The 25,351-nt window shown below is 75.1% G+C and carries 10 protein-coding genes; 3 read left to right on the top strand and 7 right to left on the bottom strand.

What is annotated here, in order from left to right:
• Positions 1-143 precede the first annotated feature (143 nt).
• Both AB0G50_RS16690 and AB0G50_RS16685 read right to left on the bottom strand, forming a co-directional pair.
• Positions 144-362: a ferredoxin gene (locus AB0G50_RS16690; RefSeq protein ID WP_360108558.1), complete on the bottom strand. Its 219-nt coding sequence runs from the start codon at positions 360-362 to the stop codon at positions 144-146.
• Entirely contained in the window at positions 359-1,570 is a 1,212-nt protein-coding gene (locus tag AB0G50_RS16685) for a cytochrome P450 (protein WP_360108555.1), read from the bottom strand. Before AB0G50_RS16685 ends, AB0G50_RS16690 begins: the two co-directional genes overlap by 4 nt.
• Before the next feature lie 123 nt (positions 1,571-1,693).
• Here AB0G50_RS16685 and AB0G50_RS16680 point away from each other — a divergent pair, with 123 nt between their 5' ends.
• Positions 1,694-2,353, top strand: a complete 660-nt coding sequence (locus tag AB0G50_RS16680; RefSeq protein WP_360108552.1) for a TetR/AcrR family transcriptional regulator — start codon at positions 1,694-1,696, stop codon at positions 2,351-2,353.
• On the opposite strand, the gene AB0G50_RS16675 is transcribed toward AB0G50_RS16680, so the two are convergent.
• From AB0G50_RS16675 to AB0G50_RS16655, 5 genes are read right to left on the bottom strand one after another with little or no spacing between them, the layout of a single operon-like run.
• Entirely contained in the window at positions 2,316-3,395 is a 1,080-nt protein-coding gene (locus AB0G50_RS16675; protein WP_360108549.1) for an alpha/beta fold hydrolase, read from the bottom strand. The genes AB0G50_RS16680 and AB0G50_RS16675 overlap by 38 nt on opposite strands.
• Complete coding sequence (locus AB0G50_RS16670) at positions 3,392-4,138, bottom strand: 2-oxo acid dehydrogenase subunit E2 (RefSeq protein ID WP_360108546.1); 747 nt, start codon at positions 4,136-4,138, stop codon at positions 3,392-3,394. The genes AB0G50_RS16675 and AB0G50_RS16670 overlap by 4 nt, the downstream gene beginning before the upstream one ends.
• On the bottom strand, positions 4,135-4,359 hold the full coding sequence (locus AB0G50_RS16665; RefSeq protein WP_360108543.1) for an acyl carrier protein: 225 nt from the start codon (positions 4,357-4,359) through the stop codon (positions 4,135-4,137). The genes AB0G50_RS16670 and AB0G50_RS16665 overlap by 4 nt, the downstream gene beginning before the upstream one ends.
• Complete coding sequence (locus AB0G50_RS16660; protein ID WP_360108540.1) at positions 4,356-6,191, bottom strand: HAD-IIIC family phosphatase; 1,836 nt, start codon at positions 6,189-6,191, stop codon at positions 4,356-4,358. Before AB0G50_RS16660 ends, AB0G50_RS16665 begins: the two co-directional genes overlap by 4 nt.
• Complete coding sequence (locus AB0G50_RS16655; RefSeq protein ID WP_360108537.1) at positions 6,182-7,219, bottom strand: 3-oxoacyl-ACP synthase III family protein; 1,038 nt, start codon at positions 7,217-7,219, stop codon at positions 6,182-6,184. The genes AB0G50_RS16660 and AB0G50_RS16655 overlap by 10 nt, the downstream gene beginning before the upstream one ends.
• 164 nt (positions 7,220-7,383) lie before the next feature.
• On the opposite strand from AB0G50_RS16655, the gene AB0G50_RS16650 reads away from it, so the two are divergent.
• Together AB0G50_RS16650 and AB0G50_RS16645 are read left to right on the top strand one after the other, a co-directional pair.
• Positions 7,384-7,881 (top strand): SRPBCC domain-containing protein, encoded by a 498-nt coding sequence (locus AB0G50_RS16650; protein WP_360108534.1) that lies wholly within the window; start codon positions 7,384-7,386, stop codon positions 7,879-7,881.
• A gap of 159 nt (positions 7,882-8,040) precedes the next feature.
• The gene (locus tag AB0G50_RS16645) at positions 8,041-25,341 is read left to right on the top strand and encodes an SDR family NAD(P)-dependent oxidoreductase (RefSeq protein WP_360108531.1); all 17,301 of its coding nucleotides are present in this window, start codon (positions 8,041-8,043) and stop codon (positions 25,339-25,341) included.
• Positions 25,342-25,351: the final 10 nt, after the last annotated feature.

The following is a 25,351-nucleotide window of genomic DNA, read 5'->3' as shown; positions in this document are numbered from 1 at the left end:
GTCGTGGAATCCCAGGAGGAAGCCGTCTCGGTCATCCTGAAGAAGGAAATCCAGCAGGCAGCCGGCGCGTCCGCCCGGCCCCCCGGGGTCGGCTGTGCCCTCCCGGACCCCCAGCCGGGACCGCACAGCCGACCCTTCCCCCCTTACCCCCCGACCCGCCGGCTCTCGCCGCCGAGCCCGATGGCCTGTGCCGGGCACAGGTCCACCGCTTCCTCGACCTCCTCGACGGCGGTGGTCGCCCGCGTCAGCAGCACCACCCGACCGTCCCGGCCCTGGTCGAACACGGCCGGCGCGAGGAGCACGCACTGGCCGGCGCCGACGCACCGCTCCCGGTCCGTCCGCACCCGCACCACCTCGCTCACCACGTGACCGGCACCTCGTGGATGCCGTAGATCTCCGAATCGTGCTTGAACCTCAGCCGCTCGACCGGGACCGCGAGTCTCAGGTCCGGTAGGCGGCGGAACAACGTGCCGTAGACGACCTCCAGCTCCAGCCGGGCCAGGTTCTGCCCGAGGCACTGGTGGATCCCGTAGCCGAAGGCGACGTGCCGGCGGGCGTTGCGGTGGATGTCGACGGTCCCCGGCCGCGGGAACACGGTCTCGTCGTGATTGGCCGCGCCGCCCAGCGCGATCACGCCCTCGCCCGCGCGCACCACCACGTCGCCCAACCTCAGGTCCTCGGTGGCGACCCGGGCGGAGATCAGCTCGGCGACGCTGAAGAAGCGCAGCAACTCCTCCACCGTCTGCCCCGCCAACGCCGGGTCGGCCTTGAAGTCGGCGAGCTGGCGCGGGTTCTCCAGCAGCGCCACGACGCCGAGCGAGATCATGTTGGCCGTGGTCTCGTGGCCGGCGAGCAGCAGCAACCGGGCCAGGCCGACGAGTTCGGCGCGGTCGTAGCGGTCCGCCTCGCGGTAGCGGACCACGAGCCTGCCGATCAGCCCGTCGTCGGGCGTCGCCTCGTTCGTCGCCACGAGCAGCTCGAGGTACGCGGTCAGCTCGGCGTTCGCCCGGCCGCGCTCCTCGGCGGTGCTGGTGCGGCTGGTGATCAGCTTCGTGATGGCCTGGAACAGCTCCCGGTCCCGGTACGGCACGCCGAGCAGCTCGCAGATCAGTTGGGTCGGCACCGGCAGGGACAGCGCCCGCACCAGGTCCACCGGTCGCGGTCCGGCGATCATCGCGTCGATCGCGGCGTCCACCCCGCGCTGGATGTGCGGGCGCAGGGCCCGGACGCGCTTGACGGTGAACTCGGTGATCACCATGCGGCGGTGGAGGGTGTGCTTGGGTGGGTCGATGCCCAGCAGCGACGGTGTGAGCTTGGCCAGGGCCTCGGTCGGGATCGGCAGCAGCAGCGGGAAGCCGGGCTTGAGCCGGTCCGAGCTGAGCCGCGGGTCGGTCAGCGCCTGGCGCACCAGCGCGTGCGTCGCCACGACCCACGCGGTGCGCCCGCTCGGCAGTCGCACCTCGGAGACCGGCTGCTCCGCCCGCAGCCGCGCGTACCGCTCGGGCGGCGCGAACGGGCAGGTCCTGGCCACCGGGAACGCGGGGAGGTCCGCCGCCACCGCCTCGGTCATGTCAGCACCCACCGGCTCTAAGTTGAAGCATTCCTTCCGTTTAGGACCATACTTAACCGGAAGCCTTCTGTCCACTTATGCTGGGGGAGTGGGAATGGCGCTGGTCTGGCGAAGGGTTGCGATGTGAGCGGGCACAGCTCCAGGGGCGGGGACGGGTTGCGGGCCGACGCACGGCGCAACCGCGAGCAGATCATCGCCGCGGCGCGCGACCTCTTCGTGGACAAGGGCCTCAACGTCCCGATGGAGGACCTGGCCCGCAGCGCGAACGTCGGCGTCGGCACGCTCTACCGCCGCTTCCCCGACCGCGAGGCCCTGCTGCACGCGGTCGTCGCCGACATCGTGCACAGCCTGCTGCGCGTGGGTCACGAGGCGCGCGAGCAGGAACCCGAGGCGTGGGGCGCGCTGTGCCGGTTCATGCGCAAGTGCAACGAGCAGCGGCTGGGCGTGCTGCTGTCCCTGATGGGTCCGCGCATCAGGGAGGCGGTCAGCAAGGACCCGGAGCTGATGAGCACCAGCACCGCCTACATCCACCTGATCGAGGACATGGTGGAGGCCGCGCAGCGCGAGGGGACCCTGCGGGCGGACGTCGGCGCGGGCGACATCGGCATCGTGATCAGCCTGCTGGTGATGCGGGTGCCGGGCATGCCGGACCACCTCAGGGAACTCGTGCCGGGTCGGCTGCTCGAGATCATGCTGGACGGCCTGTCGACCCGGTCGCCGAACACCCCGCTGGCCGGGGGACCGCTCACCACCGCCGATTTGGGCGCCGCACGGCCGAAGTAGCGCCGAGCAGCGCCACCGCCGCCGCCAGCAACGCCGGTTGCGGCCCCGTCGCGCCCCTCATCCGCTGCACGGACAGCACCGTCCACAGCCGGGTGCGCGTCGCGTGGTCCGGCGAGCCGTGCACGTCGTCGGTGACCAGCGTCGTCACGTCGTCCAGGCACGCGCGCAGCAGTTCCGACTCGGCGCGCGGGATGATCCCGTCGCGCGCGCTGACCGCGTAGGCGACCGGGATCCGCACCGCCCGCAGCTGCTCGCGGGTCAGCGCCAACCCGGTCAGGTCGGCCCCGCCGGAGAGGTGGTCGAGGGTGTCGGTGGTGATCCGGGGCACCCCGGCGCGCCACACCGGGTCGGTGAAGAAGCGGCTGACCGGCGCGCCGGCCGTGACGACGCCGCGCAGTCGCGGGTCCTCGGCCGCGGCGCGCAGGGCGAGGTGACCGCCGAAGCTCAACGCGATGGCGTGCGTGGCGGACACGTCGGCCCGGTCCTTCACCGCGTCGAGCAGCGCGGGGAGCAGCCGCCACGAGTCGGCGTCGTAGCGCAGCGGGTTCTGCCCGACGCCGGGCAGTTCGGCGACCAGCGCGGCCATGCCCATCCGGGTGGCCTGCGCCAGGATCGGCGCCCACTGCTCCTTCACGCTGACGATGCCGCCCAGCACCAGCAGCAGCGGTTTGGGGTCCGTGGTGGACAGTCCGCTCACCAGGCACGGCACCGGGCCGCCGGGCAGGTCCGGCGTGATCCGGCCGACGCCGGGCCGGTCGGCGGCCCACCGGTCGAACGCGTCGACGCACCGCTCCTGGGCCCGCGCGCGGGCCGGGCCGTCGACATACGGGAAGCGGGCGAGCGCGTAGAGCCTGGACGCGTCGAGGGGTCGGCCCGCGCGGTCGTGCGCCGCCGCGACCGCGCTCCACTCCCCCACCCACGAGCCCGGGCCGTCGCCGTCGTGGTGGACCCGGTCGAGCACCAGCGCCATCCGCCGCGCGGTGAGTCCCTGCGAACGGCCGTGCACCACGATGTGGCGCTTGAGTTCCCCGACGTCGTTCATCCGGTGAACCCCTCCAGTCCGGCGCGAACCTCGGTGAGCACGTCCGCGGCCTCCGCGCCGTCGATCACCCGGTGGTCGAACGCGAGGTTGAGCCGCAGCACGGGCGCGATCACCACCTCGCCGTCCCGCGCGACCGGTCGGTCCGCGATCCGGCCGAGGCCGAGGGTGACGGTGGTGCCGCCGACCGAGTGGAAGCCGTCGACGGGCCGGTGCCCGAGCGAGGTGACGGCGAACGTGCCGACCAGCGCCGGCCGGTGGGCGAGCGACCGCAGCGCCAGCCGGAACAGCGGGCCGCCGACCGGCCACGGGAGCCGGTGCAGCAACCGGGCACCGGCGAACGCGGGCAGCGTGCCGGGATCGCCGTCGCGGTACCGCTCGACCAGGTCCTGCACCCGGTCCAACCCGGCCAGGTGCGGGTTCGGCACGATCGCGGACAGCACCACCCGCCGGCCGCCGATCCGCTTGTCCAGCGCCACTTTCGCGTCCACGCCCGGGTAGGTCGCGACCTTCGGCCGGCGCGACCCGGTGACGGCGGCGTTCGCCTCGGGGTGCTCGGCGAGCACCCGTGCCGCGACCACCAGCACGTAGGTGATCACCGAGTGGTGCCGCGCGGCGGACGCGCGGTGCGCGAGGACCCGGGTCATGTCCACCTCGGTGTCCAGGAACACCGGCGAGAACGCCCGCACCGACTCCAGGAACCGCAGCGTGTGGGTGCGTTCCCGGGCGATCGGCCGCGTGCTCACGCCGTCACCACGTCGTAGAGCCGGCCGAGGCTGTCGGCCTCCAGGATGGCGGGCAGCGACAGCGCGCGGCCGCCGCGTTCCTCGAGCACCGGCAGCAAACCCAGCAGCTGCACGGAGTCCCAGCCGATCAGGTCGTCCAGCGGGGTGTCGGCGTCCTCGGTGGTGAGCGGCAGGCCGAGCTGGTCGCCCACCAGCGCGAGGAACTCGTCCAGACTCGTCACGACGGCGGTCCTCCCAGGGTTCCGGTCAGCGTGAGGTGCGCGGGCGGGTCGGCGAGGTCGGTCAGGTCGTGCCGGAACGCGGTCCCGTCGGCGTCCCGGCCGATCTCGGTGAACCCGGAGCGCGGGTAGAGGTCGGCCACCTTGGCGTTCTTCGCGGAGGGCCGGTACCGGCCGAGGACGGCGGTGAGGCCGGTGTCGCGGGCGTGCCGCAGCACGGTCGTCAGCACCGCCTCCTCGATGCCGCGGCCGAACACCCGGCAGCTGAGCAGCAGGTTGTCCAGGTGCAGCACGTCGTCCACCCGCCGGGCGAACACCGCGCCGACGATCCCGTTGTCACCGAACCGGTCGGTGGCGCGGACGGCCAGGGTCAGCGCGGTCGGGTCGGCGAGCAGCGCCCGGACGTCGGCCGGCTGGAGGCGGGTGGTGGTGAGGTTGAACTGGTTGGTGCGCAAGGTCAGCTGGGACAGCCGCGGCACCTCGTGGTCGGCGGGCGCGGACACGTCGACGGTGAGGTCGAGCTCGCGCAGGTAGTCCGCGATCGAGTCGACGCCCGCCAGGAAGTCCTGCCGCCGCGCCTCCTCCCGGTACCGCGCCACCCGCCCGCGGTCCGCGGCCGTCAGCTCGGCGGCGCCGAACCAGCCGTCCCGCAACAACCTCGGCACGTGCAGGGCGGGGTCGGCGTCCAGTCGCACGACCGCGACGCCGGGCAGTCGGCGGGCGACCAACCCGCACTCGTAGGCGCTGTCGTCGGCGAACACGAAGCTGTCCACGTCGAGGGCGAGCGCCTCGGCCAGCTCGACCAGGTTGTCCGGCTTGGGCCGCCAGTTCGCGGTGATCCGGACCAGGTCGTCCGCGCGCAGGGTCATCCCGGTGTGCTCGGCGAACACCCGCTCGACCGGTTCGCGGTCGTTCTTGCTCACCGCGGCCAGCAGCACGCCCTGGGAGCCGAGCTGCTTCACGACCCGTTGGAACGCGCGGAACGCCTCGCCCCGGTACCCGCCCGCGACCTCGACGCCGTGCACGCCGTCGTCGCCGAGCACCCCGCCCCACACCGTCCCGTCCAGGTCCAGCACCAGCACCTTCCGCGACCGGCCCGCGCGGTGCGCGGCGAGGTGGCCGACCTCGCGGGCCACCGCGGCGAGCAGGCCGGGCGACAGGTGGGCCCGGGCGTAGACGTCGGCGCGCGGGTCGGCGACCGGGATCCCCTCGGCGACGAGCGGGTCGAGGTCGAGCACGGTGAGCACCGGGTGCCGTTCGGTGAGCCGCAGCAGCGCGGCGTTGAACTCCCGCCACCGCGCGCCGAGTTCGGCCTTGGAGCGGTGGTCGACCAGTTGCGCGGGGAACACGCGCGGCAGGGGCAGCGTGGTGAGCACCAGTCCGCCCGCGCCGACCTCGGTGTACCGGGCGACGAGCTTCTCCAGCAGTCGCAACCGGTTCTCCAGCGCGCGGGCCACGTCCGCCGGTGTCCACGGCACCGGCACCTCCTCGAACACCGCGGTCGCGTCGAGCAGGCACAGCGCGAGGTCGGCGCGGGACCGGTGCAGGCCGCTGCCCGGGTCGGCCAGCTCGACCACGTGGACGCCGAAGTCGGTGACGTGCGGGCGCAGCAGCAGGCCGTGCCGGGCGAGTTCGGCGGTCAACGACGGCACGATGCCCGCCACCGTGCCGTGCCCGGTGATCGCGATCGTGACGACGGGGGTGGCGGGGTGCAGCCGCAGCACCTCGTCCGGGTCCAGCCGGGCGAGCCGGTGCCCGGCCCGGAGCAGGTCCGCCTCGGACAGGTCGCGCAGCCGGTGCCGGACCTCGGGGTAGTCGCGCGCGGTCAGCTCCACGGCTTCTCCAGCGCGAAGCCGGCCTTGACCCACTTGCTGGACTCGACCGCGACGCCGACCGCGCGCTGACCGGGTGCCATCTCCGCGAGCGCGCGTTCGAGCTGGAAGAACACCAGCGCGTTGCCGTTGTTGCCGATCTCGCCGACCCGGCTGATCTCGGCGGCCCCCGGCAGGCCCAGCCCGTCGACGATCCGGCGGGTCATCCGGCCGGACAGCTGCGGTGGCAGCAGGTGGTCCACGTCGGAGGGCTTCCAGCCGAGGCGGTCGAGCAGTTCCTCGAGGATTTCCGCGGCCAGCACCGGCACGAGTTCCTCGATGGCCTTGTAGTCCTCGCCGCCGGCCGATTCCGCGCCGTCCCGGTCGGCCAGGCCGAACCACCTGATCACCTGGCCGGGTGGTCGGCCGAGTCCGGTGAACCGGGTGAACGCGGTGCGCAGCGCGACCGAGTCGGCGGCCGGCTCGACGTCCAGCACGGCCGCGCCCGCGCCGTCGCCGAACAGCACGACGTTGACGACCTCGGCGGGTGGCAGCGACTTCACGTCGACGCGCAGGTCGAAGTGCCGGGCGCCGACGTCGCCGCCGAGCACGAGCGCGGTCCGGTGCGCGCCGGAGCCGAGCAGCCGGCTCGCGACCTCCAGCGCCTGCACCGCGCCCGCGCAGCCCGACTGGAGTTGGAACGTGGTCACCCCGTCGAGGCCGAGCCGGTCGGCGACCAGGTTGACGGTGGCGGGCATCAGCTCGTCCGGGGTCGCCGTGGCCAGCACCACCAGGTCGACCTCGGTCGGGGACAGGCCGGCGGCGGCGAGCGCGCGGCGGGCGGCGGTGGCGCCGAGGTCGGCCAGCGAGTGCTCGACCTCGCCGGTGTCGAGGTTCCGCGCGAGGTGCCGGGTGCGGGTGCCGATGAACGCGTCCACCCACTGCTCCCACAGCGCGTCCAGGCCGAACCGGCGGGCCAGCGCCGCGGTGTCCACGGCGGGTCCGGGCAGTGCGGTGCCCACCGCGAGGAGGTGCGGATCGGTGGCGTCCATCGGGGTCCCTTCGAGGCGGCACGCGGTGCGCCCATCGTGGGAACCGCGGCTAAAGCCGTTCTTGTGTCGTTCTTGGGTCACGAGGCCTTAGTGCGGCTTTAGCCGGTGTGGCGAGGATCGGCGGCCCCGGGGTCCGACCCGGGTGTCCGGCGGAGGGGGAACCCGTGTCCACTGACAACGCGGGCGGCGTGGTGCTCCGCGACGGGCGCCGGGTGCTGCGGTTCGAGCGGGTGCTGGACGTGCCGGTCGAGGCGGTGTGGCGGGTGCTGACCGTGCCGGAGCGGGTGTCCGCGTGGTTGGCCGACGTGGAGGAGCTGGACCTGGTGGTGGGCGGACGGGTGGCGCTGCGGTGCCCGACCACCGACGGCGCGGGCGCGCGGGGTTCGGTGACGGCGCACGAGCCGACCCGGGTGCTGGAGTTCGACACCGACCTGTACGGCCGGTTGCGGTGGGAGCTGACCGGGGTGGCCGGCGGCGCCCGGCTGCTGTTCACCGTCGACCAGGACGTCCCGGACGACCAGGTGACGCGGATGCTCGCCAACTGGCACGTCCACCTGGACTTCCTGACCGAGGCGCTGGCGGGCGCGCGGGTGGACTGGGACGACTTCCCGCTGCACCGCTGGGAGTCCTACGTGGACTCCTACCGGGCGGCACTCGGCTGATCTCGCGTGCCCGGCCCCGGTGGTCCACAGCGGACCACCGGGGCCGTCGTCCGTTCCCGGCGCACTAGAACGGCTTTAGGTTGCCCGAAGGTTCCGCTTAGGGCCGTCGTCCACCCTGGTCCCATCCCGTCTCCTCGGTCCGGCGGAATGAGGGCAGGCATGCGCGACACCACCCGGGACCCCGCCGTCGCCGTGGTCGGGATGGCGTGCCGGCTGCCGGGCGCGGACGGTCCGGACGCGTTCTGGCGGCTGCTGCGCGACGGCGTCGACGCGCTCACCGCGCCACCGCCGGACCGCTGGGCCGACCACCCGGACCTGCCGCCGCGCGCGGGTTTCCTGACCGGCGTCGACCGGTTCGACCCGGCGTTCTTCGGCATCACGCCGCACGAGGCGGCGGCGATGGACCCGCAGCAGCGGCTCGTGCTGGAACTGGGGTGGGAGGCGTTCGAGGACGCCGGGATCCGGCCCGAGGTGGCGCGCGGGAGCCGGGCCGGGGTGTTCGTCGGCGCGGCGGGCGACGACTACGCGAAGCTCACCCACGCGCGCGGCGTGATCACCGCGCACACCAACACCGGCGTGACGCGCGGGCTGATCGCCAACCGGCTGTCCTCCGTGCTGGACGCGCGCGGGCCGAGCCTGACCGTGGACACCGCGCAGTCCTCGGCGCTCGTCGCGGTGCACCTGGCGTGCGAAAGCCTGCGGCGGGGTGAGTCGACGCTGGCGCTGGCGGGCGGCGTGAGCCTGAACCTGGTGCCCGGGAGCACGCTCACCGCGGCCCGGTTCGGCGCCCTGTCCCCCGACGGCCGGTCGCACACCTTCGACGCGCGCGCCAACGGGTACGCGCGCGGCGAGGGCGGCGGACTGGTGCTGCTCAAGCCGCTGGCGGACGCGCTGGCCGACGGCGACCGGGTGTACTGCGTGCTGCGCGGGGGCGCGGTGAACAACGACGGCGCGACCGACGGGTTGACCACGCCCGGCGCGGACACCCAGGCGGCGGTGCTGCGGGCGGCGTTCCGCCGGGCCGGTGTCGCGCCGGCCGACGCGCACTACGTGGAGCTGCACGGCACCGGCACCCCGGTGGGCGACCCGGTGGAGGCCCGCGCGCTGGGCGAGGTGTTCGGCGCGCGGCCCGAGCCGCTGGTGGTGGGGTCGGCCAAGACCAACGTCGGCCACCTGGAGGGCGCGGCCGGCGTGGTCGGCCTGCTCAAGGTGGCGCTGAGCCTGCACCACGGGCACGTGCCGCCGACCCTGAACCACGTCACGCCGCACCCGGCGATCCCGTTGGCGAAGTTGAACCTCCGGGTCGGCACCGCGCTGGAGCCCTGGCCCGCGGACCGGCGGACGGCGGGCGTGTCGTCGTTCGGCATGGGCGGCACGAACTGCCACCTGGTGGTGACCGGCGTGCCGGCGCCCGAGCCGGTGCCGCCACCCGAGGCGCTGCCGGTGCTGCCGGTGCCGGTGTCCGGTCGCACGCCCGCCGCGCTGCGCGCCCAGGCCGCCCGGCTGCACGACCACCTGGTGGCGGGTCACCTGCTGCACACCGGGTTCTCGCAGGCCACCACGCGCACCGCGTTCGAGCACCGGGCCGTCGTGCTGGGCGCGGACCGGGACACCGTGGTCGCGGGTCTGCGCGCGCTGGCCGACGGTGCGCAGCACGCCGCGGTGGTGAGCGGTTCGGCGACCGGGCGGGTCGCGTTCGCGTTCACCGGGCAGGGGTCGCAGCGGCTCGGCATGGGACGCGAGCTGTACCGGTCGGAGCCGGTGTTCCGGGCCGCGGTGGACGAGATCGACGCGCTCGTGCCGGTGCGGCACGTGATGCACGGCGTGGACCCCGGTCCGCTCGACCGGACCGAACACGCGCAGCCCGCCCTGTTCGCGCTGGAGGTGGGGCTGTTCCGGCTGCTGTCCCACTACGGCCTGCGGCCCGACGTGGTGCTGGGCCACTCGATCGGCGAGGTGGTCGCCGCGCACGTCGCGGGCGTGCTGTCGCTGCCGGACGCCTGCGCGCTGGTCGCCGCGCGTGGTCGGCTGACGCAGGCCGCGCGGCCCGGTGGGGCGATGATCGCGATCGAGGCGGCCGAGGCGGAACTGGGCGAGCTGCCGGCCGGGGTGGGTCTGGCGGCGGTCAACGGGCCGACCTCGGTGGTGGTCTCCGGTGATCGGGAGGCCGCCGAGGCGATGGCGGCGCGCTGGCGTGGCCGGGGGCGCCGAACCCGGCGGCTGCGCGTGAGTCACGCGTTCCACTCGCCGCACGTGGACGAGGTGGTGGCGGAGTTCGGCGCGGTGACGGCGAGGTTGGCGTTCGCCGAGCCGACGATCCCGGTGGTGTCGACGGTGACCGGGCGGCCGGCCCGGCCCGGTGAGCTGACCTCGCCGGAGTACTGGGCTCGGCAGGTGCGGGAGCCGGTCCGGTTCCACGACGCGGTGCGGGCGGCGGACGCGGCGGTGTTCGTGGAGGTGGGGCCGGACGCGGTGCTCGCGCCGCTGGTTCCCGAGGGGCGGGCCGTGCTGCGGGCGGACCGGCCGGAGCGCGCGACGCTGCTGGCCGCGCTCGCCCACGCGCATGTGGCCGGTGCCCGGGTCGACTGGTCGGCCGCGTACGCGGGCCTGGGCGCCCGGCGCGTCACGCTGCCCACCTACGCGTTCCAGCGGCAGCGGCACTGGCTCGACGGTCCACAAGGGACGGTCGAGGAGGTGTCGCCGTTGCGCGCCCGGTTCGCCGCGCTGACCGACGACGACCGCCGGGACGCGCTGCTCGACCTGGTGCGCACCACCGCGGCGCTCGTGGTGGGCGCGGTGCCGGACGACCGACCGTTCGCGGAGTCGGGGTTCGACTCGGCGGCGTCGGTCGAGCTGCGCAACCGGCTGGCGGCGACGACCGGGCTGCGACTGCCGTCCGGCCTGCTCTACAACCACCCGACACCGGCCGGGCTGGTCGAGCACCTGCTCGCGGAACTGCGCGGCGGGCAGCCGGAACCGGTGGTCGAGGTCGTCCGGGCGGACGAGCCGATCGCGATCGTGTCGATGGCGTGCCGCTACCCCGGTGGCGTCCGCACGCCCGAGGACCTGTGGCGGCTGCTGGCGGACGAGGTCGACGCGATCTCCGGGTTCCCCGACGACCGGGGGTGGGACCTCGACGCGCTGCACCACCCCGACCCGGACCACCCCGGCACGACCTACGCCCGCGCGGGCGGGTTCCTGCGCGACGCGGCCGAGTTCGACGCGGCGTTCTTCGGCATCACCCCGCGCGAGGCCGCCGCGATGGACCCCCAGCAGCGGCTGGTGTTGGAAACCGCGTGGGAGAGTCTGGAGCGGGCGGGCATCGTGCCGGGTCGGCTGCGCGGGGAGCAGGTCGGCGTGTTCGTCGGCGCGACCGCGCAGGACTACGGCCCTCGGCTGCACGACGGTGGCGCGGACTCGGCCGGGTACCGGCTCACCGGCACGACGGCGAGCGTGGTGTCGGGTCGGGTGGCCTACGCGTTCGGCTTCGAGGGTCCGGCGGTCACCGTGGACACCGCGTGCTCGTCGTCGTTGGTCGCACTGCACCTCGCCGCCGCGGCCCTGCGTGCCGGTGAGTGCTCGCTCGCGCTCGCGGGCGGTGTCGCGGTCCTGGCCACCCCGGGCATGTTCGTGGAGTTCGCCCGGCAGCGCGGGTTGGCACCGGACGGCCGCTGCAAGGCGTTCGCGGCGGACGCGGACGGCACCGGGTGGGCCGAGGGCGTCGGCCTGGTGCTGCTGGAGAAGCTGTCCGACGCGCGCCGTCACGGCCACCCGGTGCTGGCGCTGGTGCGGGGCAGCGCGGTCAACCAGGACGGCGCGTCCAACGGCCTGTCCGCACCGAGTGGTCCGGCGCAGGAACGGGTGATCCGCCGGGCGCTCGCGACCGCCGGACTGTCCACTTCGGACGTCGACGCGGTGGAGGCGCACGGGACCGGGACGACGTTGGGCGACCCGATCGAGGCCGAGGCGCTGCTCGCCACCTACGGCCGGGACCGCGACCGGCCGCTGTGGCTGGGCTCGCTCAAGTCGTCCGTCGGCCACACCCAGGCCGCGGCAGGTGTGGGCGGGGTGATCAAAACGGTGCTGTCGCTGCGCCACGGCGTGCTGCCGCGCACCCTGCACGTGACCGAGCCGACGCCGCGTGTCGACTGGTCGGCCGGGTCGGTCGCGCTGCTCACCGAGGCCCGGCCGTGGCCGCGCGCCGATCGACCGCGCCGAGCCGGGGTGTCGTCGTTCGGGATCAGCGGGACCAACGCCCACGTGATCCTCGAGGAGGCGCCCGAACCCGTCGCGAGGCCCGCGCTTCCCACCCTCGTGGCCACGGACGCCGTGCCCGTGCTGCTGTCCGCGAAAACCTCGGCGGCGCTCCGCGTCCAGGCCGGTCGGCTGCTCGACCACGCCGACGACCTCCGGTCGTCGGCGCACACCCTGGCCGGTCGCACCCACTTCGCCCACCGGGCGGCGATCGTGGTCGAGGACCGGGCCGAGCTCGTGGCCGCGCTCACCGCGCTGCGGGACGGGGGGTCGCACCCGGCGCTGGTCCAGGGCGTGGCGGCTCGGGGCGGCTCGGTGTTCGTGTTCCCGGGTCAGGGCTCGCAGTGGACCGGGATGGCCCGGGAACTCCTGACCGCCTCGGCGTTGTTCCGCGAGCACGTCGAGGCCTGCGACGCCGTGGTGGACTGGTCGTTGGTGGATGTCTTGACCTGCGGCGAGCTCGACCGGGTCGACCGCGTGCAGCCCGCGTTGTTCGCCGTGATGACCGGACTCGCCAAGCTCTGGATCGCCGCCGGCGTCACGCCCGACGCGGTGATCGGGCACTCCCAAGGCGAAATCGCCGCCGCGTACACGGCCGGAGCGCTCGATCTGACCGACGCGATGGCCATCGTGTCCCGGCGGGCGGGTGCCATCGCGGATCTCAGTGGTGAGATGGGCATGCTGTCGTTGCCGGTGTCCGCCGACGAAGCGCGGGCACTGATCGCCGACGCGACCGACGTGCACGTGGCCGCGCTCAACGGACCGCGGAGCACGGTCGTCGCCGGCGCCGTCACGGAGTTGCGCCGACTGCGCGATCTCACCGAGGGCGCCCGGCTGATCCCGGTGGACTACGCCTCGCACACCCCGCACGTCGAAGCACTGGCCGAGCGGATTCCGGTGCTGCTGCGCGGAATCACTCCCCGCGCGGCTCGAATCCCGTTCCACTCCACGGTCACCGGCGGCCCGTTCGACACCACCGGCCTCGGCCCCCGCTACTGGTACGAGAACCTGCGCAACCCGGTGTTGTTCCACCAGACCGCCGCCGCGTTCGCCGGCACGACGTTCGTGGAGGTGAGCCCGCACCCGGTGCTGACCGGTGCGCTCGGCGACGTGGGCGCCGCGTCGGGCACCCTGCGCCGTGATCACGGCGGGCCGCGCCAATTGCTGACCGCGTTCGCCACCGCCCACGTGCACGGCCTCGACGTCGACTGGTCCGCGATCATCCCGCGCGCCGACCACGTGCCGCTGCCCACCTACCCGTTCGAACGGCGGCGGTACTGGCAGACCGCGGACGGCCACCCGCTGGTCGGCGCGCCGGTGGAGGTGGCCGACGGCGGGCTGGTGCTGACCGGTCGGGTGTCGACGCGCAGCCACCCGTGGCTCGCCGACCACGCCGTCCTCGACTCGGTCCTGTTCCCCGGCACGGCGTTCGTGGACCTGGCCCTGCACGCCGCCGAGCACGTCGGGTGCGACCTGGTCGAGGACCTCACCTTGGCGACACCGCTGGTGCTGCCCGAAAGCGGCACGGTCGAGGTGCAGGTGACGGTGGGCGCCGACGACGGCGGTCGGCGGTCGATCAGCGTGCACTCGCGCCGGGACGCCACCTGGACCACGCACGCGACCGGTCACCTCGCGGCCGGGGAACCGTTACCGCACAGGGACATTGACTGGCCGCCACCGGACGCGACCGCGCTGGACCTGTCCGACGGCTACGACCGGCTCGCCGCGCGCGGTCACCGGTACGGGCCGGTGTTCCAGGGGTTGCGGGCGGTGTGGGTGCGCGGGGACGAGGTGTTCGCCGAGGTGGTGCTGCCGGCCGAGCCCGGTCGGTTCGGGCTCCACCCGGCGCTGCTGGACGGCGCGCTGCACGCCCTGATCACCTCCGACGAGGGTTCGCCCCGGCTGCCGTTCGCGTGGCACGGGGTGCGGCTGCACGCGGCCGGCGCGACGGAGTTGCGGGTGCGGCTCTCCCCCGCCGGCGACGGGACTTCGCTGACGGCCACCGACCCGACAGGCTCACTGGTCATCACGGTGGACTCGCTGACCCTGCGCCCGATGCCGACCGCGGGCCGCACCGCGCCGCTGCACCACGTGACGTGGGTGGACCTGCCCGAGCCGACCGACGGACCGACCGATCACGTGCTCTTCCCGGTCACCGCCGAGGGCGCACTGCCGGGCGCGGCGCACGACGTGGCCGAGCTGGTGGCGCGCCGGCTCCGGGAGGCGTTGACCGCCGACGAACGGCTGGCGGTGGTGGTCCCGCCCGACTCGCTCGCCGCGAGCGCCGTCACCGGGTTGGTCCGCACCGCCCACACCGAGCACCCGGGCCGGTTCGCGCTGGTGGACACCGACGATCCCGGGTCGGTGGAAAGGGCGCTCGCGACCGGCGAACCGCACGTGCGGGTGCGCGGTGACCGCCTCACCGCGCCCCGGCTCACCCAGGCCCCGCCCGCCGAGCCCCGGCCGTTCGCGCCCGCCGGCGCGGTCCTGATCACCGGCGCGACCGGGGCGTTGGGCGTGGTGATCGCCCGGCACCTGGTGGTGGAGCACGGAGTTCGCGACCTGGTGCTGGTCAGTCGCGGTGGTCCGGACGCGCCGACCGCGGCCGAGTTGCTCGCCCTCCCGGCCGAGGTCGAGCTGGTCGCGTGCGACACGGCCGACCGCGCGCAGGTCGACGCGCTGGTCGCCGGACGGCGGATCGGCGCGGTCGTGCACGCGGCGGGCGTGCTGGACGACGCGACCGTCGCGACCCTCACCCCGGCACAGCTGCACCGGGTGCTCGAACCCAAGGTCGACGCCGCCTGGCACCTGCACGAGGCCACGCTCGACCAGCCGTTGAGCCACTTCGTGCTGTTCTCCTCGATCATCGGCACCACCGGCGGCCCGGGCCAAGCCGCCTACGCCGCCGCCAACACGTTCCTCGACGCGCTCGCCGAGCACCGGCACCGCGCGGGCCTCCCCGCCACCTCGATCGCGTGGGGCCTGTGGGCGCGGGACGGCGCGATGACCGCCGCGCTCACCGAGGCCGACCGGAATCGCCTGGCGCGCCACGGGATCACCGCGTTGACCGACGCCGAGGGGGTGGCGCTGTTCGACGCGGCGCTGAGTCACGACTCCCCCGCGCCGGCGGCCGTGCGGCTGGACCTCCGGGCCCTGCGGGCGTTGGGCGACGCGCTGCCCGCCGTGTTCCGGGGCCTGGTGCGCGCTCGTCCGGCGCCAGGCCCGGAGTCGTGGGCCGAGCGGTTGGCGCGGACGCCGGAGGACGAGCACGCCGACCTCGTGGCGAACCTGGTCCGCGCGCAGGTCGCGACCGTGCTGGGGCACGCGACCCCGGACGCGGTCGACACCACGAGGGCGTTCACGGACCTGGGTTTCGACTCGCTGACGGCCGTGGAGTTGCGCAACCGGGTGGCGGCCGTGACCGGGTTGCGGCTGCCCAGCACCGTGGTGTTCGACCACCCCACGCCCGACGCGCTGGCCGCGCACCTGCGGGCCGAGGCACGGGGCGACCGACCGGCCCGGGCGTCGGCCGTGGCCACGACACCCGCCGACGAACCGATCGCGATCGTGGCGATGGCCTGCCGCTACCCCGGTGGCGTGCGGACGCCCGAGGACCTGTGGCGGTTGGTGGCGGACGGCGTCGACGCGATCTCCGGGTTCCCCGACGACCGGGGGTGGGACCTGGACGCGCTGTACGACCCGGATCCGGCGCGGGTGGGCCGCAGTTACACCCGGCAGGGCGGGTTCCTGCACGACGCGGCCGAGTTCGACGCGGAGTTCTTCGGGATCAGCCCGCGCGAGGCGCCGGCCACCGACCCGCAACACCGACTGCTGCTGGAAACCGCGTGGGAGGCGGTCGAGCGGGCCGGGATCAACCCCCGGTCGTTGCGCGGCACCGACACCGGGGTGTTCGCGGGCGTGATGTACCAGGACTACCGGTCGCGGCTGCGGCACCCTCCCGAGGGGGTCGAGGGATTCCTGTTGGCGGGCAACCAGGCCGGCGTCGCCTCGGGTCGGATCGCGTACACGCTCGGGCTGGAGGGTCCGGCGGTCACGATCGACACGGCCTGTTCGTCGTCGCTGGTCGCGGTGCACCTCGCGGCGCAGGCGCTGCGGGCAGGCGAGTGCTCGCTGGCGCTCGCGGGCGGTGTCGCGGTGATGGCCACGCCGACGACGTTCCTGGAGTTCTCCCGGCAGCGCGGGCTGGCTCCCGACGGGCGCTGCAAACCGTTCGCGGCGGCGGCCGACGGCACCGGCTGGGGTGAGGGCGTCGGCCTGCTGCTGTTGGAGAAGCTCTCCGACGCTCAACGCCGCGGTCACCCCGTGCTCGCGGTGGTGCGCGGCAGCGCGGTCAACCAGGACGGCGCCTCCAACGGCTTGACCGCGCCGAACGGGATCGCGCAGCAACGGGTGATCCGCCAGGCGCTGGCGAACGCGCGACTGTCCATACAGGACGTCGACGCGGTCGAGGCACACGGCACCGGAACCACCCTCGGCGACCCCATCGAAGCCCAAGCCCTTCTCGCCACCTACGGCCACCACCGCACCGAACCCCTCTACCTCGGGTCGATCAAGTCCAACCTCGGCCACACCCAAGCCGCCGCCGGCGTCGCCGGAATCATCAAAACCGTGCAGGCGATGCGACACGGCCTGCTGCCCCGCACCCTGCACGTGGACGAGCCGACACCGCACGTGGACTGGTCGACGGGCGCGGTCGAACTGCTCACGCAGGCACGGCCGTGGCCCGCCACCGACAGACCCCGCCGAGCCGGGGTGTCGTCGTTCGGGATCAGCGGCACCAACGCGCACGTGGTGCTGGAGCAGGCCGACGAGCCGACGCCCTCGCCCGACGCGCCCGGACCCGTGCCCCTCGTGCTGTCCGCGCGGACGCCCGAGGCGTTGGCCGAGCAGGAGAGGGCGCTGCGGGCGTTCCTCGCCGACACCGACGTGAACCCGGCGGACGTCGCGCACACGCTGTGGGCGCACCGCGAGCGGTTCGAGCACCGGGCGGTGGTGGTGGCCCGGGATCGCGCCGACCTGACCGCGGCGCACACCGCGGTGGCGACGACCGGCGGCACGGTGTTCGTGTTCCCCGGTCAGGGCGCGCAGTGGCCGGGCATGGCGCTGGACCTGCTGGACACCGCGCCGGTGTTCGCCGAGCGGATGCGGGAGTGCGCGGCGGCGCTGGCGGAGTTCGTGGACTGGTCGTTGCCCGACGTGCTTCGCGCGGGCGAGTGGGACCGGGTGGACGTGGTGCAGCCGGCGCTGTTCGCGGTGATGGTGTCGTTGGCCGCGCTGTGGCGGTCGTTCGGGGTCGAGCCGGCCGCCGTCGTCGGCCACTCGCAGGGTGAGATCGCGGCGGCGTGCGTGGCCGGTGCCCTGTCGTTGACCGACGCGGCGCGCGTGGTGGCGTTGCGCGCCCGGGCGATCCGGGCGGTGGCGGGCGCGGGCGGGCTGGTGTCGGTCGCCCTGCCGGCGGCCGAGGTGGCCGCGCTGGTCGAGCGGTGGCCGGGGTTGTCGGTGGCGGCGGTGAACGGGCCGCGTGCCGTCGTGGTGTCCGGTGACGGGGCCGAGTTGGACGACCTGCTCGCGCACTGCGCCGAGACGGACGTCCGTGCCCGGCGGATCCCGGTGGACTACGCCTCGCACTCGGCGCACGTGGAGCGGATCCGGGACGACGTGCTGACCGCGCTGGCCCCGATCGCGCCGCGGACGCCCGACGTGCCGTTCTACTCCACTGTGGACGGACGGTGGGCGGACGTGCCGGTGGACGCCGAGTACTGGTACCGGAACCTGCGGCAACCCGTGCGGTGGGAGGAGGCGACCCGCGCGCTGGTCGCGTCGGGGCACCGGTTCTTCGTGGAGCTGAGCGCGCACCCGGTGCTCGCCGCGGCGATCCGGGAGACGGAGCCGGACGCGGTCGTCGTGGGCTCGACGCGCCGCGACGACGGCGGGCTGGACCGGTTCGTCCGGTCGCTCGGCGAGGCGCACGCGGCGGGTGTGCCGGTGGACCTCTCGCCGCTGTTCCCGGCCGGCCGGCGGACGACCCTGCCCACCTACCCGTTCCAGCGCCGGCGGTACTGGCTGGACGAGGTGCCCGAGAACACCCTGGACCACCCGCTGCTCACCGCGTGCGTGCCGACCGCGCGGGACGGTGGCGTGCTGATGACCGGGCGGCTGTCCGCGCGCACCCACCCGTGGCTGCTCGACCACGTGGTGCGGGACGCCGTCCTGCTGCCCGGCACGGCCTTCCTGGACGCGGTCACCCGGGCAGGCGACGAGGTCGGCTGCCCGGTGGTCGAGGAGTTGACGCTGGAGACGTCGCTGGTGCTGCCCGCCCGGGGCGCGATCGCGGTCCAGGTGGCGGTCGGCCCGGCCGACGACGCGGGTCGACGCCCGGTGGAGGTGCACGCGCGGCCCGAGGACGACCCGGTCGCCGGGTGGACCCGGCACGCGAGCGGAACCCTGTCGGCACAACGGGGATCGGCCGAGCCGCTCGGCGCCTGGCCGCCGGTCGGCGCGGAACCGGTGGACCTGTCCGAGGTCTACGAGCGGCTCGCCGAGCGGGGGTACCGGTACGGACCGGCGTTCCAGGGGTTGCGCGCGGTGCGGCGTCGGGGCGCGGAGGTGTTCGCCGAGGTCGAGGTCGGTGACGCCGGCCGGTTCGGGCTGCACCCGGCGCTGCTCGACGCGGCGCTGCACCCGCTGGTGTTCGACACCGAGCTGATGCCGTTCTCGTGGCGGGGTTTCCGGCTGCACGCGGTCGGCGCCACCAGCCTGCGGGTCCGGCTGACCTCGTTGCGGGACCACACCTTCTCGGTCGCGGTGTTCGACGGCGCCGGTGATCCGGTGGCGACGGCGGACGAACTGGCGCTGCGCCCCCTGGCCGACGCACCGACCCGGTCGCTGTACCGGGTCGACTGGACCGAGGTGCCCGTGTCACCCGCCGAGTCGACCGACGTGCTCGTGATCACCGGGACCGACCCGGCCACCGCGGTCAAGAACGCCTTGGCGCACCTGCGGGAGTGGCTCGCCGACGGGTCCGGCACGCTCGCCGTCCGCACCACGTCGATGGTCGACAACCCGGCGGCCGCCGCGGTCTGGGGCCTGGTGCGGACCGCCCAGACCGAGCACCCGGGCCGGTTCGTGCTGGTCGACGCGGAGCCGACGACGCCGGACGCGCTGGTCGCGGCGGCGGTCGGAACCGGGGAGCCCCAGCTGGTGGTGCACGGGGACCGCGTGCACGTGCCGAGGCTGGCCGAGGTCACCGAGCTGGGCGACCCGGTGTTCGGGCCGGCCGACGTCGTGCTGGTCACCGGTGCCACCGGCACGCTCGGGAGCCTGGTCGCCCGCCACCTCGTGACGGCGCACGGTGTCCGCCGCCTGGTGCTGGTCGGCAGGCGCGGACCGGCGGCGCCCGGCGCGGCGGCACTCGTGGCGGACCTGACCGGGCTCGGCGCGGAGGTGGTGCTGCGGGCGTGCGACGTGGCGGACCGGGCCGCGGTGGCGGCGCTGCTGGCCGACCACCCGGTGACCGCGGTCGTGCACGCGGCCGGGGTGCTCCGGGACGCCACGGTGGCGGCGTTGACGCCGGAGGACGTGGACGCGGTGTTCGCGCCGAAGGTCGACGCGGCGCGCGTGCTGCACGAGTTGACCGGCGACCTGACCGCGTTCGTGCTGTTCTCGTCGGTGGCGGGCGTGCTGGGCACACCCGGGCAGGCCGACTACGCGGCGGCCAACGCGGCGCTCGACGCGCTGGCCGAGCGGCGCCGCCGGGCCGGGCTGCCCGCCGTGTCGCTGGCCTGGGGTTGGTGGCAGGACGCGAGCGGCCTGACCGGGCACCTCGGCGACACCGACCGGACGCGGTTGGCGCGCGGCGGGCTGCGGCCGATGTCGACCCGGGAGGCGTTGGCGCTGTTCGACGCCGGGGTGCGCGCGCCGCACGCGGTCGTGGTGCCGGCCGCGTTCACCGGCGCGAACCCGTTGGCCCGCAAGGTGACACGGCGGTCGGCGCGGGAGAACACGACCCTGGCCGGGCGGTTGACCGGGTTGTCCGCCGCCGCGCAGGAGGTGGTGCTGCTGGACGTGGTCCGGACGAGCGCGGCCGCGGTGCTCGGGCACGGTGCCGACGATCGGGTCGGCGCGCGGAAGTCGTTCAAGGACCTGGGTTTCGACTCGCTCACCGCGCTGGAGCTGCGCAACCGGCTGGCCGCGGCGACCGGGTTGCGGCTGCCCGCGACGTTGGTGTTCGACCACCCGAGCCCCGAAGCCCTGGCCGCTCACCTGCGTGATCGGGTGCACGGCCAGGACGGACCGGCGCCGACCGCCCTCACCGGGACCACCGACGAGCCGATCGCGATCGTGGCCATGGGCTGCCGGTTCCCGGGCGGTGTCACCTCGCCGGAGGACCTGTGGCGGCTGGTGGTCGACGGGGTCGACGCCACCGGCGGGTTCCCGACCGACCGGGGCTGGGACCTGGACGCGCTCTACCACCCCGACCCGGACCACCTCGGCACCTCGACCACCCGCCGTGGCGGCTTCCTGCACGACGCGGGCGACTTCGACCCGGACTTCTTCGGCCTGTCGCCGCGCGAGGCGCCGGCCATCGACCCCCAGCACCGGCTCCTGCTGGAAACCGCGTGGGAGGCGTTCGAACGCGCCGGGATCGACCCGAAGGCGTTGCGCGGCAGCGACACCGGCGTGTTCGCGGGCGTCATGTACGGGGACTACGGCTCCCGGCTCCGGCCCGCACCGGACGGGTTCGAGGGGCACCTGGCGGTCGGCACGACGGCGAGCGTGGCTTCGGGCCGGATCGCCTACACGTTCGGCCTGGAAGGTCCGGCGGTCACCGTCGACACCGCGTGCTCGTCGTCGCTGGTCGCCCTGCACCTGGCCGCACAGGCCCTGCGCGCCGGTGAGTGCTCGCTCGCGCTCGCGGGCGGTGTCACGGTCATGGCGACACCGACGATGTTCGTGGAGTTCTCCCGCCGGCGTGGCCTGTCGCCGGACGGTCGGTGCCGGTCGTTCGGCGCGGACGCGGACGGCGCGGCGTGGTCCGAGGGCGCGGGTCTGCTGCTCCTGGAACGTCTGTCCGACGCCCGGAGGCACGGCCACCCGGTGCTCGCGGTGGTGCGCGGCAGCGCGGTCAACCAGGACGGCGCCTCCCACGGCCTGACCGCGCCCAACGGGCCGTCCCAGCAACGCGTGATCACCCGGGCGTTGGCCGCGGCCGGACTGTCCACACAGGACGTCGACGTGGTCGAGGCCCACGGCACCGGAACCACCCTCGGCGACCCCATCGAGGCGCACGCGCTGTTGGCCACCTACGGCCGGGACCGCACCGAACCCCTCTACCTCGGGTCGATCAAGTCCAACCTCGGCCACACCCAAGCCGCCGCCGGCGTCGCCGGAATCATCAAAACCGTGCAGGCACTGCGACACGGCGTCCTGCCCCGCACCCTGCACGCCGACCCGCCCACCCCGCACGTGGACTGGTCGACGGGCGCGGTCGAACTGCTCACGCAGGCACGGCCCTGGCCCGCCACCGGCCGACCCCGCCGAGCCGGGGTGTCGTCGTTCGGGATCAGCGGCACCAACGCACACGTGGTCCTCGAGGGCGTCGAACCGGTTCCCGTCGAGCCGACGCCACCGTGCACGCCGCCGCCGTGGGTGCTGTCGGCGCACTCCCCGACCGCGTTGCGAGCCTGGGCGGGCGTGCTGCACGACCACCTCACGCCGGACCTCTCCCCCGTCGACGTCGCCCGCGCGCTGACCGCCCGGGCCTCCCTGGAGCACCGGGCCGCGATCGTCGGTCCGGACTTCCGGTCCGGCCTCGCGGCGCTGCGCGACGGGCGCCCCGCGCCGAACCTGTTCTCCGGCAAGGGGTCCACCGGCGGGCTCGGCTACCTGTTCCCCGGCCAGGGCGGTCAGCGGGTGGGCATGGGCGAGGAGTTGGCGGCGGCGCACCCCCGGTTCGCCGACGCGCTCGACGCGGTGTGCGCGGAGCTGGACCGGCACGTGGACCGGCCGGTGCGGGACGTGCTGCGGACCGGGCCGCTCGACCACACCGGGTACGCCCAGCCCGCGCTGTTCGCGCTCGGGGTGGCGCTGTACCGGTGGCTCGACCACCCGCCGGACTTCCTGGCCGGGCACTCGGTCGGCGAGCTGACCGCCGCGCACGTCGCGGGGGTGCTGTCGCTCGCGGACGCCGCGACCCTGGTCGCCGCGCGCGGACGGTTGATGCGGGCGCTGCCCGAGGGCGGCGTGATGGTGGCGGTGCGGGCGACCGAGGACGAGGTGCGACCGTTGCTGGCCGGGTTGGACCGGGTCGGGATCGCGGCGGTGAACGGGCCGACGTCGGTGGTGCTGTCCGGTGACGAGGACGCGGTGTCCGGTGTCGCGCTGCACTTCGAGGCCCTGGGGCGGCGCACGCGCCGGCTGCGGGTCGACCGCGCGTTCCACTCGCCGCGCGTGGATCCCGTGCTGGCCGAGTTCCGCGCGGTCGCCGAGTCCCTGACCTACGCGCCGCCGTCGGTGCCGATCGTGTCGACGCTCACCGGCGCCGTGGCGACCGCCGAGCAGCTGTGCTCGCCGGAGCACTGGGTCCGGCACGCGCGGGAGTCGGTGCGGTTCCTGGACGCGGTGCGGGTGCTCGCGGCCGAAGGCGTGACGACGGTCGCCGAACTCGGCCCGGACGCGGTGCTGACCGCGCTGACCGAGGACTGCGTGTCCGGCGTGGTGGCGGTGCCGCTGCTGCGCGCGGACCGACCCGAACCGGAATCGGCCGCGGCCGCCGTGGCGCGGCTGCGGGTGGCGGGCGCGCCGGTGGTCGCCGAGCTGCCGCCCGGTCCGCCGCTCGAGCTGCCCACCTACCCGTTCCAGCGCCGGCGGTACTGGCTGGACGCGTCGACCGGGCCGGGTCACCCGCTGCTGGGCGAGGTGGTGCCGGTGGCGGGCGAGGACCGGTTCCTGTTCCACGGTCGGCTGGGCGGGCAGCCGTGGACGGCGGACCACACCGTGCTGGGCGAGGTGCTGCTGCCGGGGGCGGCACTCGTGGAGGCGGTGCTGCACGCGGGCCGGCAGGTGGGCGCCGACCTGCTGGTCGAGCTGACCCTGGAGGCGCCGCTGGTGGTGCGCGGCGACCTGCGGATCCAGGTGGCGGTCGACGCGGCCGACGAGCACGGGCGGCGGGCGGTGCGGGTGCACTCCGGCGCGGACGAGTGGACCCGGCACGCCACGGGTGTGCTCGCACCCGACTGCGGCCGACCGGACGGGTTCCCCTGGCGCGAGGGCGACCCGATCGACGTGGCCGACGCCTACGACGTGCTGGCGGACCGGGGTGTGGCCTACGGGCCGGCGTTCCGCGGGCTGCGGTCGGCGTTCCGGGTCGGCGACGAGCTGTTCGCCGAGGTCGCGCTGCCCGGCACCGGTTTCCCGGTGCACCCGGCGTTGGTGGACAGCGCGTTGCACGTGCTCGCGCTGACCACCGACGCCGGCGCGCTGCCGTTCTCCTGGTCCGGCGTGCGGCTGGCCGGGTCGGCGGACGCGCTGCGGGTGCGGATCACCCCGGTGGGCCCGGACTCGGTGCGGGTGCTCGCGACCGACCGGGCCGGTGTGCCGGTGCTGTCCGTGGACGAGCTGGTGATCCGGCCGGCGGGCGCGCCGCTGTTCCGGGTCGAGTGGGTCGACCTGCCCGCACCCGTGCCGCGCCCGTGCACCGTGGTGGAGCCGGTCGCGGGCGACGACCCGACCGCCGTGCACGCCGCCACCGCCGAGGTGCTGGCCCGGCTCCGCGCCGCGGGTCCCGACGACCGGGTCGCGGTACTGGCCACGGGGTTGTCCGGCGCGGCCGTGGCGGGTCTGGTGCGCGGCGCGCAGGCCGAGCGACCGGGTCGGTTCGTGGTGGTGGAGGCCGACGACCCGGCGGTGGCGGCCGCCGCGTCCGGCACCGGCGAACCGCACATCCGAGTCCACAATGGACGTTTTACCGCGCCGCGACTGGTGCGCACCACCACGTCCGGTGACCGCGCGCTCGACCCGGACGGCATGGTGCTGATCACCGGCGCGACCGGGGCCCTCGGTGCGCTCGTCGCCCGGCACCTCGTCGCGCGGCACGGGGTTCGGCACCTGGTGCTGGTGAGCCGGTCCGGCCCGGACGCCGACCGCGCGGGCGAGCTGCTGGCCCTGCCGGCGGAGGTGACGCTGGTCGCGGCCGACGTCGCCGACCCGACCCGGCTGGCCGAGCTGATCGCGGCGGTCCGCCGACCGCTGACCGCCGTGGTGCACGCGGCGGGCGTGCTGGACGACGGTGTGGTGACCGAGCTGACCGACGCGCGGCTGCACCGCGTGCTGCGGCCGAAGGTGGACGGGGCGTGGCACCTGCACCGGTTGACCGCCGACCTCGACCTGAGCCACTTCGTGCTGTTCTCCTCGGTGGCGGGCGTGCTGGGCACACCCGGGCAGGCCAACTACGCGGCGGCCAACGCCTACCTGGACGCGCTCGCCGAGCACCGGCACGCGCTCGGCCTGCCCGCGACCTCGCTCGCGTGGGGCCGGTGGGAGCACGGCCTGGCCGCCGGGATGAGCACCGGGGACCGCGACCGCCTGACCCGCGCCGGCGTGCTGCCGATCGACACCGCGACCGCGTTGCGCTGGTTCGACGCGGCGCTGGCCGACGACCGCCCGACCCTCGTGCCGGCGCGCCTCGACCCGGCGGCGCTGGACGACCGGCCGCTGGTCGACCGGATCCGCCGCCGTTCCCGGCCCGCGCCACCCCGTCGACCCGCGACGCCGACCGACGTGCCGGCGCTGGTCCGCGCCGAGGTGGCGGCCGTGCTGGCGCGCCACGACGACCTCGACCCCGAACGCGGCTTCCTGGACCTGGGTTTCGACTCGCTGACCGCCGTGGAACTGCGCAACCGGCTGGCGGCGGCGACCGGGTTGACCCTGCCGACGACGGTGACGTTCGACCACCCGACCCCCGCCGCCCTGGCGGCCCACCTGGCCGGACTGCTGGCTCCCGACCGGGCACCGACGCTGACCGACCTGGAGGCCGCGCTTCCCGCGGGCGAGGACGACCGACGCCGGCTCGCCGCACGGCTCGCGGAGTTGCTGGACCGGTTGCGGGACCACGACTCCACCGACGCGCTCGGGTCGACCGACGACGAGATCTTCGACTTCATCGACAACGAGCTGGGCATCGGATGAGCGCACCGGG

Source organism: Actinosynnema sp. NPDC020468 (assembly GCF_040642015.1).
In the GTDB taxonomy this organism is placed as follows: Bacteria; Actinomycetota; Actinomycetes; order Mycobacteriales; family Pseudonocardiaceae; genus Actinosynnema.
The sequence above is the reverse complement of the archived record's forward strand: the minus strand, read 5'-3'. Positions and strand labels throughout refer to the sequence as shown.

What these genes read in the sequence shown, in the direction of transcription:
- AB0G50_RS16685 (WP_360108555.1), bottom strand. Translation starts at nt 1,570, where the DNA reads ATGACCGAGGCGGTGGCGGCGGACCTCCCCGCGTTCCCGGTGGCCAGG.
- AB0G50_RS16675 (WP_360108549.1), bottom strand. Translation starts at nt 3,395, where the DNA reads ATGAACGACGTCGGGGAACTCAAGCGCCACATCGTGGTGCACGGCCGT.
- AB0G50_RS16655 (WP_360108537.1), bottom strand. Translation starts at nt 7,219, where the DNA reads ATGGACGCCACCGATCCGCACCTCCTCGCGGTGGGCACCGCACTGCCC.
- AB0G50_RS16645 (WP_360108531.1), top strand. Translation starts at nt 8,041, where the DNA reads ATGCGCGACACCACCCGGGACCCCGCCGTCGCCGTGGTCGGGATGGCG.